Below are 15354 nucleotides of genomic sequence, written 5' to 3' on the forward strand. Positions count from 1 at the left end.
GAACGTACGAAGCCCCACGTTAACATCGGCACGATTGGTCACGTTGACCATGGCAAGACGTCGCTGACTGCAGCGATCACGAAGTTTTTCGGCGAGTTCAAGGCGTATGACCAGATCGACGCCGCTCCTGAAGAGCGCGCCCGCGGCATCACGATCTCGACGGCACACGTCGAGTACGAAACGCCGAACCGTCACTATGCACACGTCGACTGCCCAGGTCACGCTGACTATGTGAAGAACATGATCACCGGTGCTGCCCAGATGGACGGCGCAATTCTGGTTGTTTCGGCCGCTGACGGCCCGATGCCGCAGACCCGTGAGCACATCCTGCTCGCTCGTCAGGTTGGCGTTCCGGCAATCGTCGTGTTCCTGAACAAGTGCGACCAGGTTGACGATGCAGAACTGCTCGAACTGGTTGAACTGGAAGTACGCGAACTTCTGTCGAAGTACGACTTCCCGGGCGACGAAGTTCCGATCATCAAGGGCTCGGCTCTTGCTGCTCTGGAAGATTCTTCGAAGGAACTGGGCGAAGACGCCGTTCGTTCGCTGATGGCCGCTGTTGACGACTACATTCCGACCCCGGAACGTCCGATCGACCAGCCGTTCCTGATGCCGATCGAAGACGTGTTCTCGATCTCGGGCCGTGGTACGGTTGTGACGGGTCGCGTTGAGCGCGGTATAGTCAAGGTTGGTGAAGAAGTTGAAATCGTCGGCATCAAGGCGACGGCGAAGACGACGGTTACCGGCGTTGAAATGTTCCGCAAGCTGCTCGATCAGGGCCAGGCTGGCGACAACATCGGCGCTCTGATCCGTGGTGTTGGCCGTGAAGACGTTGAACGCGGCCAGGTTCTCTGCAAGCCGGGTTCTGTGAAGCCGCACACCAAGTTCAAGGCAGAAGCCTACATTCTGACCAAGGACGAAGGTGGCCGTCATACGCCGTTCTTCACGAACTACCGTCCGCAGTTCTACTTCCGCACGACGGACGTGACCGGTGTTGTCACGCTGCCGGAAGGCACGGAAATGGTTATGCCTGGCGACAACGTCGCTATGGACGTCACCCTGATCGTGCCGATCGCCATGGAAGAGAAGCTCCGCTTCGCTATCCGTGAAGGCGGCCGCACCGTCGGTGCAGGCATCGTCTCCTCGATCATCGAGTAATCAATTTGACTGGCGGTTACGCCGCCAGTCTGGCATTCTGCCGATCAGGCATTGCAATGCCGCATAGGGGTATAGCTCAGTTGGTAGAGCGACGGTCTCCAAAACCGTAGGTCGCGGGTTCGAGCCCTGCTGCCCCTGCCATTTTATAACGGGTGCTCATGGCTTGACTATGGGCGCCCGTTTTCTATATTATAAATTAGGTGGCAATCTATGCCGCCTTACCTTTTCGACGGTGGCGCAGGCTTCGGCAAGGCGACGTCGTTAAAATGATAATTCCCTGCGGGATTTGTTGGCCGGGTAGGGAAGGATCGCCGCCGCACGATTGGATGGTGCGCCGAGTGATATTCGCAAGGACCGGATTTCCGATAAGCCTGTATGGTATTCTTTTAACCTTTGGGCTTGTTTTTTTCGGGAATCGATTCTATGTAGCGTCAACAGACACGCGGCGCGTGGGGCTGAATTTTCAGCTTTGCGTGCCGTATACGCGTGACTTCAGGCTTCTGATTCGTTTCGACGGGTTAGGGTTTGGGGGTAGCGCAGGATCAATGACAGAGCGGCAGATGGCATCCAAAACGAATCCGATCACCTTTTTTCAGCAGGTTCGCGCCGAAACGGCGAAGGTGACCTGGCCTACACGGCGTGAAACGGTCATCTCCACCATTATGGTGGTGATTATGGCGTTTCTGGCTGCCGCGTTCTTTTTTCTTGCCGACCAGCTTATGGCCTATGGCGTAGAATTTATTCTCGGCCTTGGTCGATAAGTTAGGATTGGGGAGTTTTTAGATGACGGCGCGCTGGTACATCGTTCACGCCTATTCCAATTTCGAAAAGAAGGTCGCCGAGGATATCGAAGCCAAGGCGAAGCAGAAGGGTCTGTCCGAGCTGATTGAGCAGATCGTTGTGCCGACCGAGAAGATCGTTGAAGTGCGCCGCGGCCGCAAGGTTGACGCAGAGCGCAAGTTCTTCCCGGGTTACGTGCTGGTTCGTGCAACCCTCACGGATGCCGTCTTCTCGCTTATCAAGAATACCCCGAAAGTCACTGGTTTCCTTGGTGATTCCAAGCCTGTTCCGGTTTCCCAGAAGGAAGTCGACCAGATTCTGAACCAGGTTCAGGATGGTGTCGAGCGTCCAAAGACTTCGGTATCCTTCGAGATTGGCGAAAACGTTCGCGTTTCCGATGGTCCGTTCGCTTCGTTCAACGGCATTGTTCAGGAAGTCGACGAAGAGCGTGCGCGTCTCAAGGTTGAGGTTTCCATCTTCGGGCGCGCAACGCCTGTGGATCTGGAATACGGTCAGGTCGACAAGCTCTGATCGTTTTGCCCGCAAGGGCATTCACCCTGACCGAATTTCGGGCGGGGTGAAATGGTGGAAGGGAAGGCGGCTTAGCCGGTCGTCGAGCTCCGAACCACCGAACTGCCCGCCAGTTCAGCTGGCGTCAGTCGAGAGCTGGAATTTCCGGCATTAATCGAGAAAGCCGGGTTTTCCGGCAAATTAAAAAGGCAGAAAGCAATGGCTAAGAAAATTGCAGGCCAGCTTAAGCTCCAGGTAGCGGCAGGTGCGGCCAATCCGTCGCCCCCGATCGGTCCGGCCCTGGGTCAGCGCGGCATCAACATCATGGAATTCTGCAAGGCGTTCAACGCTGCCTCGCAGGAAATGGAAAAGGGTTCGCCGATTCCAGTCGTGATCACCTATTATCAGGACAAGTCTTTCACTTTTGTGATGAAGACCCCTCCGGTGACCTACTTCCTCAAGAAGGCCGCTAACCTCAAGTCCGGTTCGAAGACCCCGGGCAAGGCGAGCGCCGGCACGATCTCCCGCGACAAGGTTCGCACAATCGCTGAAGCGAAGATGAAGGATCTGAACGCCGCTGATATTGAAGCAGCGATGCGCATGATCGAAGGTTCTGCCCGTTCGATGGGCCTGGAAGTGGTGGGCTGAGACGATGGCGAAGATTTCCAAGCGCATTAACAAGATCCGTGAAGGCGTCGATCGCAACAAGCTGTACGATCTGTCGGCTGCTATCGGCCTCGTCAAGGAACGTGCTGTCGCCAAGTTCGATGAAACCATCGAAATCGCGATGAACCTCGGCGTCGATCCGCGTCACGCTGACCAGATGGTTCGCGGCGTTGTCAACCTGCCGAATGGCACGGGCCGTACGGTTCGCGTTGCTGTTTTCGCTCGCGGCGACAAGGCTGAAGAAGCCAAGAAGGCTGGCGCCGACATCGTCGGTGCGGAAGAACTGTTCGAAATCGTCAATGGCGGCAAGATCGACTTCGATCGCTGCATTGCAACCCCGGACATGATGCCGCTCGTTGGCCGTCTCGGTAAGGTTCTCGGCCCGCGTGGCATGATGCCGAACCCGAAGGTTGGCACCGTCACCACCGACGTTGCAGCCGCTGTTGCTGCTTCCAAGGGCGGTGCAGTCGAATTCCGCGTCGAGAAGGCTGGTATCATCCATGCCGGTATCGGCAAGGTTTCCTTCGACAATGCCAAGCTCGAAGAAAACATCAAGGCTTTCGCTGACGCCGTCATCAAGGCAAAGCCGTCGGCTGCTAAGGGTGAATACGTCAAGCGCGTATCGCTTTCCTCGACCATGGGCGTTGGCGTCAAGGTCGATCCGGCAACCGTCAAGGTCGTCGCCTAAGTTTTCATGGGCTCCGGTTAGCCGGAGTCCAAGCCTTTCCGGTTGGGGAGGCGTGGCTGCCAGCCAGTCCTGTAAAGCAGGGCGAAAGGCAAAAATTCCGGATCGCAAGATCCGGATAGCCGGACGAAAGTCCGGTTATCCTGTCCGAGATTGCAGGCGGATCATCATCTTCGGATGATTGTCCTTAAACATGTGGCCTGCATGAGACGTGGAATAACCCTGTTTCGCGTGAATACGCATGCAAGGTTTGAACCGTAGTTGCCTTTGAGTGACGCCTGGCTTCCAGGATAGCTGAAGGGGACAGGATCCTCGAACGTCGGGCTGACTGTGAAGTTCGTCCGGCAAAGGCAACCCGGCAGGGCCATGTGGTCCTGCCTACTGGAGAGAGACAGTGGATAGAGCGGAAAAACGCGAATTTGTCTCGTGGCTGAACGGCGCTTTTAAAGAGTCCGGTTCGGTCGTCGTGGCCCACTATACCGGTCTCACCGTTGCGCAGATGAGCGATCTTCGCTCGAAGATGCGTGATGCAGGTGGGTCCGTTAAAGTCGCGAAAAACCGCCTTGCCAAGATCGCTCTTCAGGGCACGGAATCGGAAGGCATTTCTGATCTGTTTACAGGTCAGACGGTTGTTGCTTATGCAAACGACCCGATTGCTGCTCCGAAAGTAGCCGTCGAATTCGCCAAGGCTAACGACAAGCTCGTTATCCTCGGTGGTGCAATGGGTGCAACGACGCTTAACGCCGATGGCGTCAAGTCGCTTGCTTCGCTCCCATCGCTCGACGAACTGCGCGCAAAGCTGGTTGGAATGATCCAGACCCCGGCTCAGCGTCTCGCAGTACTTACCAGCGCACCAGCGGGCCAGATCGCTCGCGTTATTGGCGCGCACGCCCGGAAGAACGAGGCGGCGTAAGGCCGTTTTTCGCTGTCAATTGTTCAAACCTTGAAACTAAGGAAATACCAAAATGGCTGATCTCGCAAAGATCGTTGACGACCTGTCGGCACTGACCGTTCTCGAAGCTGCAGAGCTTTCGAAGCTTCTCGAAGAGAAGTGGGGCGTTTCGGCTGCTGCTCCTGTTGCAGTTGCTGCTGCTGGTGGCGCTGCTCCGGCTGCTGCTGCTGAAGAGAAGACCGAATTCGACGTCGTTCTCGCTGACGGCGGCGCTAACAAGATCAACGTGATCAAGGAAGTGCGCGCAATCACCGGTCTCGGCCTCAAGGAAGCCAAGGACCTGGTCGAAGGCGCTCCGAAGGCTGTCAAGGAAGGCGCTTCGAAGGACGAAGCTGAGAAGATCAAGGCACAGCTCGAAGCTGCTGGCGCCAAGGTCGAACTCAAGTAAGTTCGGACTATTCTGGCGGATGGTTTTCCATCCGTCAGTTCCCGCCGGACTTTCCTGGTGGGTCGGATAACTGGAACCCTTTTCCTGAGTGCCGGAACGGCTTTCAGGAAACGGGTTTTAGCCCGTTAAGAGCGCCGCGTGCCGGTAACGATGCGGAAGGCAGCTCTGGAAAGTTTGCACGTGATCCTTTTCGATCCATCCGATCTGAAGGGGCCGATCTGAAGGACCATGTGCTCGAAGGACCGCCGAAGGGCGGCGCATGATAAAGGCCGCAAGGCGTGAGCAAGCCGCAAGGCTATAGAACGAGGAGCGACGATGGCTCAGACCCATTCATTCAATGGTCGCAAGCGCGTACGCAAATTTTTCGGCAAGATCCCAGAGGTCGCCGAGATGCCGAACCTTATCGAGGTTCAGAAGGCATCTTACGACCAGTTCCTTATGGTTGAAGAACCATCCGGTGGGCGTTCTGACGAGGGTTTGCAGGCGGTTTTCAAGTCTGTTTTCCCAATTCAGGATTTCTCCGGCGCTTCAATGCTCGAATTCGTTCGCTACGAGTTCGACGCACCAAAATTCGACGTTGACGAATGCCGTCAGCGCGATCTGACGTATTCGGCGCCACTCAAGGTGACGCTGCGTCTTATCGTGTTCGATATTGACGAAGATACCGGCGCGAAGTCGATCAAGGACATCAAAGAGCAGGATGTCTACATGGGCGATATGCCGCTCATGACCGACAACGGCACCTTCATCGTCAATGGCACCGAGCGCGTGATCGTTTCGCAGATGCACCGTTCGCCGGGCGTCTTCTTCGACCACGACAAGGGCAAGACCCATTCTTCGGGCAAGCTCCTGTTCGCCGCGCGCGTCATCCCTTACCGCGGTTCCTGGCTTGATATCGAATTCGATTCCAAGGACATCGTCTACGCACGTATCGACCGCCGCCGCAAGCTGCCAGCCACCACGCTGCTGATGGCTCTCGGCATGGACGGCGAAGACATTCTGTCGACGTTCTACAAGACTGTCACCTATACGCGTGACGGCGACAACTGGCGCATCCCGTATTCGGCTGACCGCTTCAAGGGCATGAAGATCATCTCCGATCTCATCGATGCGGACACCGGTGAAGTCGTTCTTGAAGCTGGCAAGAAGCTGACCGCCCGTTCGGCCAAGCAGCTTGCTGAAAAGGGCCTCAAGGCCATCAAGGCGACGGAAGACGATCTGTTCGGTTCGTATCTTGCGGAAGATGTCGTCAATTACGCAACCGGCGAGATCTATCTCGAAGCCGGTGACGAAATCGACGAAAAGGTCCTCAAGACTCTGATCGACACCGGCGAGACGGAAATCAACGTTCTCGACATCGATCATATCAACATCGGTGGCTACATCCGCAACACGCTGGCTGTCGACAAGAACGAAAGCCGTCAGGAAGCCCTGTTCGACATCTATCGCGTCATGCGTCCGGGCGAACCGCCTACGATGGATTCCGCCGAATCGATGTTCAACTCGCTGTTCTTCGACGCTGAGCGCTACGACCTTTCGGCCGTTGGTCGCGTCAAGATGAACATGCGTCTGGATCTCGACGCGGAAGACACCGTGCGCGTTCTGCGCAAGGAAGACATCCTGGCCGTGGTCAAGATGCTGGTGGAACTGCGCGACGGTCGCGGCGAAATCGACGACATCGACAATCTCGGCAACCGCCGTGTGCGTTCGGTCGGCGAACTGATGGAAAATCAGTATCGCGTCGGTCTGCTCCGTATGGAGCGCGCGATCAAGGAACGTATGTCCTCGATCGAAATCGACACGGTCATGCCGCAGGATCTGATCAACGCGAAGCCGGCTGCTGCAGCCGTGCGCGAGTTCTTCGGTTCCTCGCAGCTGTCGCAGTTCATGGATCAGACCAACCCGCTTTCGGAAATCACCCACAAGCGCCGTCTCTCGGCTCTTGGACCGGGCGGTCTGACCCGCGAGCGCGCTGGCTTCGAAGTCCGCGACGTGCATCCGACCCACTATGGCCGTATCTGCCCGATTGAAACGCCGGAAGGCCCGAATATCGGTCTGATCAACTCGCTTGCAACTTTTGCCCGCGTCAACAAGTACGGCTTCATTGAAAGCCCGTACCGCAAGGTTGTCGACGGCAAGGTAACGAACGACGTTGTCTATCTGTCGGCGATGGAAGAAGCCAAGCACTCGGTTGCGCAGGCTAACGTCGAGCTGGACGAGCGGGGCGGTTTCGTTGACGAATTCGTCATCTGCCGTCATGCAGGCGAAGTAATGATGGCTCCGCGTGAAAACGTGGATCTGATGGACGTGTCGCCGAAGCAGCTCGTTTCGGTTGCTGCGGCTCTCATCCCGTTCCTTGAAAACGACGACGCCAACCGCGCTCTCATGGGCTCGAACATGCAGCGTCAGGCTGTGCCGCTCGTTCGCGCTGAAGCGCCGTTCGTCGGTACGGGCATGGAAGCTGTCGTTGCGCGTGACTCCGGTGCCGCTATTGCAGCACGCCGTGGCGGTGTGGTCGATCAGGTTGACGCAACGCGTATCGTTATCCGTGCGACTGAAGATCTCGATCCGTCCAAGTCGGGCGTCGATATCTATCGCCTGATGAAGTTCCAGCGTTCGAACCAGAACACCTGCATCAATCAGCGTCCGCTCGTACGCGTTGGTGATCCCATCCAGAAGGGTGACATCATCGCTGACGGTCCGTCGACGGATCTGGGCGATCTGGCTCTCGGCCGTAACGTGCTCGTCGCGTTCATGCCGTGGAACGGCTACAACTACGAAGATTCGATCCTTCTTTCCGAGAAGATCGTTTCGGACGACGTGTTCACTTCGATCCATATCGAGGAATTCGAAGTAGCTGCCCGCGACACCAAGCTTGGACCTGAGGAAATCACTCGTGACATTCCGAACGTTTCGGAAGAAGCGCTGAAGAATCTCGACGAAGCCGGTATCGTGTACATCGGTGCCGAAGTGCATCCTGGCGACATTCTTGTCGGCAAGATCACGCCGAAGGGTGAAAGCCCGATGACGCCGGAAGAGAAGCTCCTGCGCGCCATCTTCGGTGAAAAGGCATCGGACGTCCGTGACACCTCCATGCGTATGCCGCCCGGAACCTACGGTACGGTTGTGGAAGTTCGCGTTTTCAATCGCCACGGCGTTGAAAAGGACGAACGCGCCATGGCTATCGAACGCGAGGAAATCGAGCGTCTCGCCAAAGACCGTGACGACGAACAGGCTATCCTGGATCGCAACGTCTATGGCCGTCTTGCCGACATGATCGATGGCAAGGTCGCTGCAGCGGGTCCGAAGGGCTTCAAGAAGGGCTCGACGATCACCCGTGAACTGATGACCGAATATCCGCGGTCGCAGTGGTGGCAGTTTGCTGTCGACGACGAGAAGCTCCAGGGCGAACTCGAAGCTCTGCGTGGCCAGTATGACGAATCCAAGAAGCTGCTCGAAGCACGCTTCATGGACAAGGTCGAGAAGGTACAGCGCGGCGACGAGATGCCTCCAGGCGTCATGAAGATGGTCAAGGTCTTTGTCGCTGTGAAGCGCAAGATCCAGCCAGGCGACAAGATGGCTGGCCGTCACGGCAACAAGGGTGTGGTTTCCCGCATTCTGCCGGTCGAGGATATGCCGTTCCTCGAAGACGGTACGCATGCCGACATCGTGTTGAACCCGCTTGGCGTTCCGAGCCGTATGAATGTGGGCCAGATTCTGGAAACCCACCTCGGCTGGGCATGCGCTGGCATGGGCAAGAAGATCGGTGAGCTCATCGACGTTTATCGCAAGACGGCCAATATCGAGCCGCTGCGCGATACGCTGGAGCACATCTATCCGGACAACGACCGCAACGAACCGGTCCGGTCTTATGACGACGATTCCGTCCTCATGCTGGCCAACCAGGTGAAGCGTGGCGTGTCGATCGCAACGCCGGTCTTCGACGGTGCGGTGGAAGCCGACATCAACGCGATGCTGACGGATGCGGGTCTTGCAACGTCTGGTCAGTCGACGCTTTACGATGGCCGTACGGGTGAGCCGTTCGACCGTCAGGTGACCATGGGCTACATCTATATGTTGAAGCTCCACCACCTGGTCGACGACAAGATCCACGCTCGTTCGATCGGACCTTACTCGCTCGTTACGCAGCAGCCTCTGGGCGGCAAGGCCCAGTTCGGTGGCCAGCGCTTCGGCGAAATGGAGGTCTGGGCTCTGGAAGCATACGGTGCGGCTTACACGCTGCAGGAAATGCTGACCGTCAAGTCGGACGACGTGGCAGGCCGTACCAAGGTCTACGAAGCGATCGTGCGCGGCGACGATACGTTCGAAGCAGGCATTCCGGAGAGCTTCAACGTTCTCGTAAAGGAAATGCGTTCGCTCGGTCTCAATGTCGAGCTGGACGATACACGCGACGAACAGCAGCAGGCCCTGCCTGACGCAGCGGAATAAAGCTCAAGGGCGCGCCACGGTATTGCCGCGGCGCGCCCGTATAATCGTTTCCAGAATATGCGGAACACGGTTCCGCACCGGAAACGAAACTACGGCAAGCCAGTTCATAACTGCGTAGTACCGCGATTTCTTTTCAGGATGGCAAGGATTTTCAGCTTGTCATCGACGACACAGGGCGACGGATCGCCCTCAAGGAGAACGGCATGAACCAAGAGGTCATGAATCTTTTCAATCCTCAGGCTCCGGCACAGACGTTCGATTCCATCAGAATCTCGATTGCCAGCCCTGAGAAGATTCTGTCCTGGTCATACGGCGAGATCAAGAAGCCGGAGACGATCAACTACCGCACGTTCAAGCCTGAACGCGATGGTCTCTTCTGCGCGCGCATCTTTGGCCCGATCAAGGACTATGAATGCTTGTGCGGCAAGTACAAGCGTATGAAATACAAGGGCATCATCTGCGAAAAGTGCGGCGTGGAAGTCACGCTCTCGCGCGTTCGTCGCGAGCGCATGGGCCACATCGAACTCGCAGCCCCGGTTGCCCACATCTGGTTCCTGAAGTCGCTGCCGAGCCGTATCGGCACGCTCCTGGACATGACGCTCAAGGATATCGAGCGCGTCCTGTACTTCGAGAACTACATTGTTACCGAACCGGGCCTGACCTCGCTGAAGGAGCATCAGCTTCTTTCGGAAGAGGAATACATGATCGCCGTCGATGAATTCGGCGAAGATCAGTTCACGGCCCTCATTGGTGCTGAAGCCATCTACGAGCTTCTGGCTTCGATGGAACTCGAAAAGATTGCCGCCGATCTGCGCGTCGATCTTGCCGAGACCACCTCGGACCTGAAGCAGAAGAAGCTGATGAAGCGTCTGAAGATCGTCGAAAACTTCCTGGAGTCGGGAAACCGCCCGGAATGGATGATCATGAAGATCGTTCCGGTTATTCCGCCAGATCTGCGTCCGCTCGTGCCGCTGGATGGCGGTCGTTTCGCGACGTCGGATCTGAACGATCTCTATCGCCGCGTCATCAACCGCAACAACCGTCTGAAGCGCCTGATCGAACTGCGCGCTCCGGGCATCATTATCCGTAACGAAAAGCGCATGCTGCAGGAAGCTGTGGACGCGCTGTTCGATAACGGCCGTCGTGGTCGCGTCATCACCGGTGCTAACAAGCGTCCGTTGAAGTCGCTGTCCGACATGCTCAAGGGCAAGCAGGGTCGCTTTCGTCAGAACCTGCTCGGCAAGCGCGTCGACTATTCCGGTCGTTCGGTCATCGTGACCGGTCCGGAACTCAAGCTGCACCAGTGCGGCTTGCCGAAGAAGATGGCGCTCGAACTGTTCAAGCCATTCATCTACGCACGTCTTGACGCCAAGGGTTACTCCTCGACCGTCAAGCAGGCGAAGAAGCTGGTTGAAAAGGAACGTCCGGAAGTCTGGGATATCCTCGACGAAGTGATCCGTGAGCATCCGGTTCTTCTGAACCGCGCGCCTACGCTGCACCGTCTTGGTATCCAGGCCTTCGAACCCACGCTGATCGAAGGCAAGGCTATCCAGTTGCATCCGCTCGTTTGTACGGCGTTCAACGCCGACTTCGACGGTGACCAGATGGCTGTTCACGTTCCGCTGTCGCTCGAAGCCCAGCTTGAAGCACGCGTGCTGATGATGTCGACCAACAACATCCTGCACCCTGCCAACGGCGCACCGATCATCGTTCCTTCGCAGGACATGGTTCTCGGCCTCTATTATCTGTCCATCGTGGCAGACAAGGAGCCGGGCGAGGGCATGATGTTCGCCGATATGGGCGAGCTGCAGCATGCGCTTGAAAACAAGGTCGTTACGCTGCATACCAAGATCAAGGGCCGTTTCAAGACGGTCGATGCCGAAGGCAAGCCTGTGTCGAAGATCTACGACACGACGCCTGGCCGCATGATCACCGGTGAGCTGCTGCCGAAGAACGTCAACGTGCCTTTCGACATCTGCAATCAGGAGATGACAAAGAAGAACATCTCCAAGATGATCGATCACGTCTACCGCCATTGCGGTCAGAAAGAGACGGTTATCTTCTGCGATCGCATCATGCAGCTCGGCTTCGCGCATGCCTGCCGTGCAGGCATTTCCTTCGGCAAGGATGACATGGTCATTCCGGATACGAAGGCGAAGATCGTTGCCGACACCGAAGCGCTTACGACCGAATACGAACAGCAGTACAATGACGGCCTGATCACTCAGGGCGAAAAGTACAACAAGGTCGTCGACGCCTGGGGTAAGGCAACCGACAAGATCACCGAAGAGATGATGGCGCGCCTGAAGGCCGTCGAATTCGATCCGGTGACCGGTCGCCAGAAGCAGATGAACTCGGTCTACATGATGTCGCATTCGGGTGCCCGTGGTTCGGTCAACCAGATGCGTCAGCTGGGCGGCATGCGTGGCCTTATGGCCAAGCCGTCAGGTGAAATCATCGAAACCCCGATCATCTCGAACTTCAAGGAAGGCCTGACCGTTAACGAGTACTTCAACTCGACCCACGGTGCCCGTAAGGGTCTGGCAGACACCGCCTTGAAGACTGCTAACTCGGGCTACCTGACCCGTCGTCTCGTTGACGTTGCACAGGATGCGATCATTTCGGAAGTCGATTGCGGCGCCGAAATCGGTCTCACCATGCAGCCGATCGTCGATGCCGGCCAGATCGTGGCTTCGATTGGCCAGCGCGTTCTGGGCCGTACGGCTCTCGATCCGATCCTGCATCCGACCACCGGCGAAGTCATCGTCGAGGCTGGCCGCATGATCGAGGAAAAGGACGTCGAGATCATCGAGAAGGCTGCCATCCAGTCGATCCGCATCCGCTCGGCCCTGACCTGCGAAACCCGCAACGGCGTTTGCGCCAAGTGCTATGGTCGCGACCTTGCACGCGGTACTCCGGTCAACCAGGGCGAAGCTGTCGGCGTTATCGCTGCTCAGTCGATCGGCGAGCCGGGCACTCAGCTCACCATGCGTACCTTCCACCTTGGCGGTACTGCACAGGTTGTTGACAGCTCGTATCTCGAAGCTTCGTATGAGGGCACCGTCAAGCTGCGTAACCGCAATGTGGTTCGCAACTCCGATGGCAACCTCGTGGTGATGGGCCGTAACATGGCTGTGCTGATCCTCGACAATACGGGCAAGGAACGTGCGGTCCATCGCGTGACCTACGGTTCGCGTCTGTTTGTTGATGAGGCCGATACGGTCAAGCGCGGCCAGCGTATTGCCGAGTGGGATCCGTACACCCGTCCGATCATGACCGAAGTTGAAGGCTACGTTGAGTTCGAAGATCTCGTCGATGGTCTCTCGGTTTCGGAATCGGCTGACGAGTCGACCGGTATCACCAAGCGCGTCGTTATCGACTGGCGTTCAACCCCTCGCGGTTCGGACCTCAAGCCTGCCATGGTCATCAAGGACAAGGCTGGCAAGATCCTGAAGCTGTCGAAGGGTGGCGATGCCCGCTTCATGCTCTCCGTGGAATCGATCCTTTCGGTCGAGCCGGGCGCGCATGTTAAGGCTGGTGACGTTATCGCTCGTCTGCCGATGGAAAGCGCCAAGACCAAGGACATCACCGGTGGTCTGCCGCGCGTTGCGGAACTGTTCGAAGCACGTCGTCCGAAGGACCATGCCGTCATCGCCGAGATCGATGGTACCGTTCGTTTCGGTCGCGACTACAAGAACAAGCGTCGCATCATCATCGAGCCGAACGACGACACGATCGAGCCGGTCGAGTACCTCATTCCGAAGGGCAAGCCGTTCCATCTTCAGGACGGTGACGTCATCGAAAAGGGTGAGTACATCCTCGACGGCAACCCGGCACCGCATGACATTCTGGCGATCAAGGGTGTCGAAGCTCTGGCTTCGTACCTCGTGAACGAAATCCAGGAAGTCTATCGTTTGCAGGGCGTTTTGATCAACGACAAGCACATCGAAGTGATTGTCCGTCAGATGCTGCAGAAGGTGGAAATCACGGAATCCGGCGATACCGGTTACATTCCGGGCGACCACGTCGACCGCATCGAGCTGGAAGAGATCAACGAACGTCTTATCGAAGAAGGCAAGAAGCCGGGTTCCGGCAATCCTGTCCTCCTCGGTATTACCAAGGCTTCGCTGCAGACGCCTTCGTTCATCTCGGCTGCGTCGTTCCAGGAGACGACCCGCGTGCTTACCGAAGCTGCGGTTGCCGGCAAGATGGACACGCTGCAGGGTCTCAAGGAAAACGTCATCGTCGGCCGTCTCATTCCGGCCGGTACTGGCGGCATGACCAACCAGATCCGTCGCATCGCAACTGCACGCGACGAGCTGATCATCGATGAGCGCCGCAAGTCTTCGGGTTCTACCGAAGCCAATGCAATGCTGGTCGATATGACCAACAACGCTGCCGAGTAAGATCGACAGATATGAAACTGAAAAAGGCCGCCTTTCGAGGCGGCCTTTTTGTATTTCGATATTTCCTGCAAAAGCGGGTGCGGCTTGATGCTGGTTAAAAAAAATGCCGGTCGGAACCGGCACTTTCTTCTGATGCTTATTCTTCTTCTTCGTCGTCGCCGTCGAATTCGATCAGCGCGACTTCGCCGCTGAGCGCGGTGGCCCAGGCACTCTTGTGCGGCTCTTCTTCCGGTTCTTCGGTCAGCGTGCCCATCTCGAGAAGCTCGGCTTCATGGTAGCCTTCTTCGGCAAGAATGCTTAGGACCGTCTGGACGAGATCTTCATTCTCGTCCGATTTCAAAAGCAGGTGCACTTCAACCGGAGATTCTTCACCTTCGTTCCAGACGTCAGCAATGACGAGATGGACGGTTGGCGAATCGTCGCCGGCTGTTGGGGATGTGGAAGACATTGAGAAACCCTTAATATTCTGTTGCGTTTCGACTCAGATGTGCTTCAATAACCTTTACCAAGTGGCTGCGCCATGCTTGCATAGGAAAATGACGGTTTTGATCGCGAAATATTAGCGAATAGACGTCAAATGCGGCGCAATAACCTGTCCGGGCGAAGCCAAAACGCTGGTTTCGGACCGTCCATTGAAGAAACTTGAGCCGCTGCCCTTGACGAAACGTCGCTAAAGACGTATCAGCACCCCATCTGAGCCGATGTGAGACAAGCTTTTTCGGGGCGACGCGCCCTGAAGTTCATCTCAAACAGGGTTCGTTTTACGATCGAAATGCAACTTGCCGTTCGCATGAAGCGTCAGCTTCCTCTGCTTTTGTTCGGGGTGGTCACCGGTTGTCGTGACTTGTCCCGAATTCGTGCATCAGCATGGCGGTGAAACGGCCCGTATGGGCGTGGATACGAGATTTTTTATAGAGGAAGGTTGTATGCCAACCGTAAACCAGCTTATCCGCAAGCCGCGCATTGCGCCGGTAAAGCGTAATAAGGTTCCTGCACTGCAGGCAAACCCTCAGAAGCGCGGCGTTTGCACCCGCGTTTACACGACGACCCCGAAGAAGCCGAACTCGGCTCTCCGTAAGGTTGCCAAGGTTCGTCTGACGAACGGCTTCGAAGTCATTGGTTATATCCCTGGTGAAGGGCATAACTTGCAGGAGCACTCCGTCGTCATGATCCGCGGCGGTCGTGTAAAGGACTTGCCGGGTGTGCGTTACCACATCATCCGGGGCGTTCTCGATACCCAGGGTGTCAAGAACCGCAAGCAGCGCCGTTCGAAGTACGGTGCAAAGCGTCCGAAGTAAGATTTTCCGGGGATACCGGCCGCCAGAAGGCGAGCTGAGCCCGATGTAATTGAAAGAAGAGA

The 15354-nt window shown here is 56.8% G+C and carries 11 protein-coding genes and 1 tRNA gene; 11 read left to right on the forward strand and 1 reads right to left on the reverse strand.

The genetic code is table 11. The annotated features are described in order from the left end of the window. The 10 genes from tuf to rpoC form a co-directional block, all read left to right on the forward strand. The coding region (gene tuf, locus AAE521_RS02195; protein ID WP_036579028.1) for an elongation factor Tu at window positions 1-1158 on the forward strand (1158 nt) is incomplete at its 5' end. 65 nt (window positions 1159-1223) lie between these two features. Continuing rightward, window positions 1224-1299, forward strand: a tRNA-Trp gene (locus AAE521_RS02200). A 419-nt stretch (window positions 1300-1718) separates the two neighbouring features. Beyond that, entirely contained in the window at window positions 1719-1919 is a 201-nt protein-coding gene (secE, locus tag AAE521_RS02205) for a preprotein translocase subunit SecE (protein WP_002964376.1), read from the forward strand. Window positions 1920-1941: 22 nt separating this feature from the next. After that, on the forward strand, window positions 1942-2469 hold the full coding sequence (gene nusG, locus AAE521_RS02210) for a transcription termination/antitermination protein NusG (RefSeq protein WP_006467043.1): 528 nt from the start codon (window positions 1942-1944) through the stop codon (window positions 2467-2469). 198 nt (window positions 2470-2667) lie between these two features. Beyond that, entirely contained in the window at window positions 2668-3096 is a 429-nt protein-coding gene (rplK, locus tag AAE521_RS02215; protein ID WP_010659903.1) for a 50S ribosomal protein L11, read from the forward strand. Between the two features lie 4 nt (window positions 3097-3100). Beyond that, complete coding sequence (gene rplA / locus AAE521_RS02220) at window positions 3101-3802, forward strand: 50S ribosomal protein L1 (RefSeq protein WP_010659904.1); 702 nt, start codon at window positions 3101-3103, stop codon at window positions 3800-3802. 391 nt (window positions 3803-4193) lie between these two features. Then, window positions 4194-4712: a 50S ribosomal protein L10 gene (rplJ, locus tag AAE521_RS02225; protein WP_010659905.1), complete on the forward strand. Its 519-nt coding sequence runs from the start codon at window positions 4194-4196 to the stop codon at window positions 4710-4712. A 52-nt stretch (window positions 4713-4764) separates the two neighbouring features. After that, window positions 4765-5139 carry a 50S ribosomal protein L7/L12 gene (gene rplL / locus AAE521_RS02230; protein WP_010659906.1) on the forward strand — a complete coding sequence of 125 codons (375 nt, stop codon included), beginning with the start codon at window positions 4765-4767 and terminating at the stop codon, window positions 5137-5139. A gap of 315 nt (window positions 5140-5454) precedes the next feature. Then, the gene (gene rpoB / locus AAE521_RS02235; protein ID WP_342060394.1) at window positions 5455-9588 is read left to right on the forward strand and encodes a DNA-directed RNA polymerase subunit beta; all 4134 of its coding nucleotides are present in this window, start codon (window positions 5455-5457) and stop codon (window positions 9586-9588) included. A gap of 203 nt (window positions 9589-9791) precedes the next feature. Beyond that, a complete protein-coding gene (rpoC, locus tag AAE521_RS02240) occupies window positions 9792-13994 on the forward strand; it encodes a DNA-directed RNA polymerase subunit beta' (protein WP_012091907.1) in 4203 nt (1400 codons plus the stop codon). 136 nt (window positions 13995-14130) lie between these two features. On the opposite strand, the gene AAE521_RS02245 is transcribed toward rpoC, so the two are convergent. Beyond that, window positions 14131-14442, reverse strand: a complete 312-nt coding sequence (locus AAE521_RS02245; protein ID WP_010659909.1) for a hypothetical protein — start codon at window positions 14440-14442, stop codon at window positions 14131-14133. A gap of 478 nt (window positions 14443-14920) precedes the next feature. Here AAE521_RS02245 and rpsL point away from each other — a divergent pair, with 478 nt between their 5' ends. Next, window positions 14921-15292, forward strand: coding sequence for a 30S ribosomal protein S12 (gene rpsL, locus AAE521_RS02250; RefSeq protein WP_006471111.1), 372 nt, complete (start codon window positions 14921-14923; stop codon window positions 15290-15292). The last annotated feature ends 62 nt before the right edge of the window (window positions 15293-15354 follow it).

Origin of the sequence: Brucella cytisi (genome assembly GCF_038433355.1) — a bacterium.
In the GTDB taxonomy this organism is placed as follows: Bacteria; Pseudomonadota; Alphaproteobacteria; order Rhizobiales; family Rhizobiaceae; genus Brucella; species Brucella cytisi.

Bases quoted from the DNA above. Each gene is read 5' to 3' on its own strand.
- secE (WP_002964376.1), top strand. From the start codon at position 1,719: ATGGCATCCAAAACGAATCCGATCACCTTTTTTCAGCAGGTTCGCGCC.
- nusG (WP_006467043.1), top strand. From the start codon at position 1,942: ATGACGGCGCGCTGGTACATCGTTCACGCCTATTCCAATTTCGAAAAG.
- rplK (WP_010659903.1), top strand. From the start codon at position 2,668: ATGGCTAAGAAAATTGCAGGCCAGCTTAAGCTCCAGGTAGCGGCAGGT.
- rplA (WP_010659904.1), top strand. From the start codon at position 3,101: ATGGCGAAGATTTCCAAGCGCATTAACAAGATCCGTGAAGGCGTCGAT.
- rplL (WP_010659906.1), top strand. From the start codon at position 4,765: ATGGCTGATCTCGCAAAGATCGTTGACGACCTGTCGGCACTGACCGTT.
- rpoB (WP_342060394.1), top strand. From the start codon at position 5,455: ATGGCTCAGACCCATTCATTCAATGGTCGCAAGCGCGTACGCAAATTT.
- rpoC (WP_012091907.1), top strand. From the start codon at position 9,792: ATGAACCAAGAGGTCATGAATCTTTTCAATCCTCAGGCTCCGGCACAG.
- AAE521_RS02245 (WP_010659909.1), bottom strand. From the start codon at position 14,442: ATGTCTTCCACATCCCCAACAGCCGGCGACGATTCGCCAACCGTCCAT.
- rpsL (WP_006471111.1), top strand. From the start codon at position 14,921: ATGCCAACCGTAAACCAGCTTATCCGCAAGCCGCGCATTGCGCCGGTA.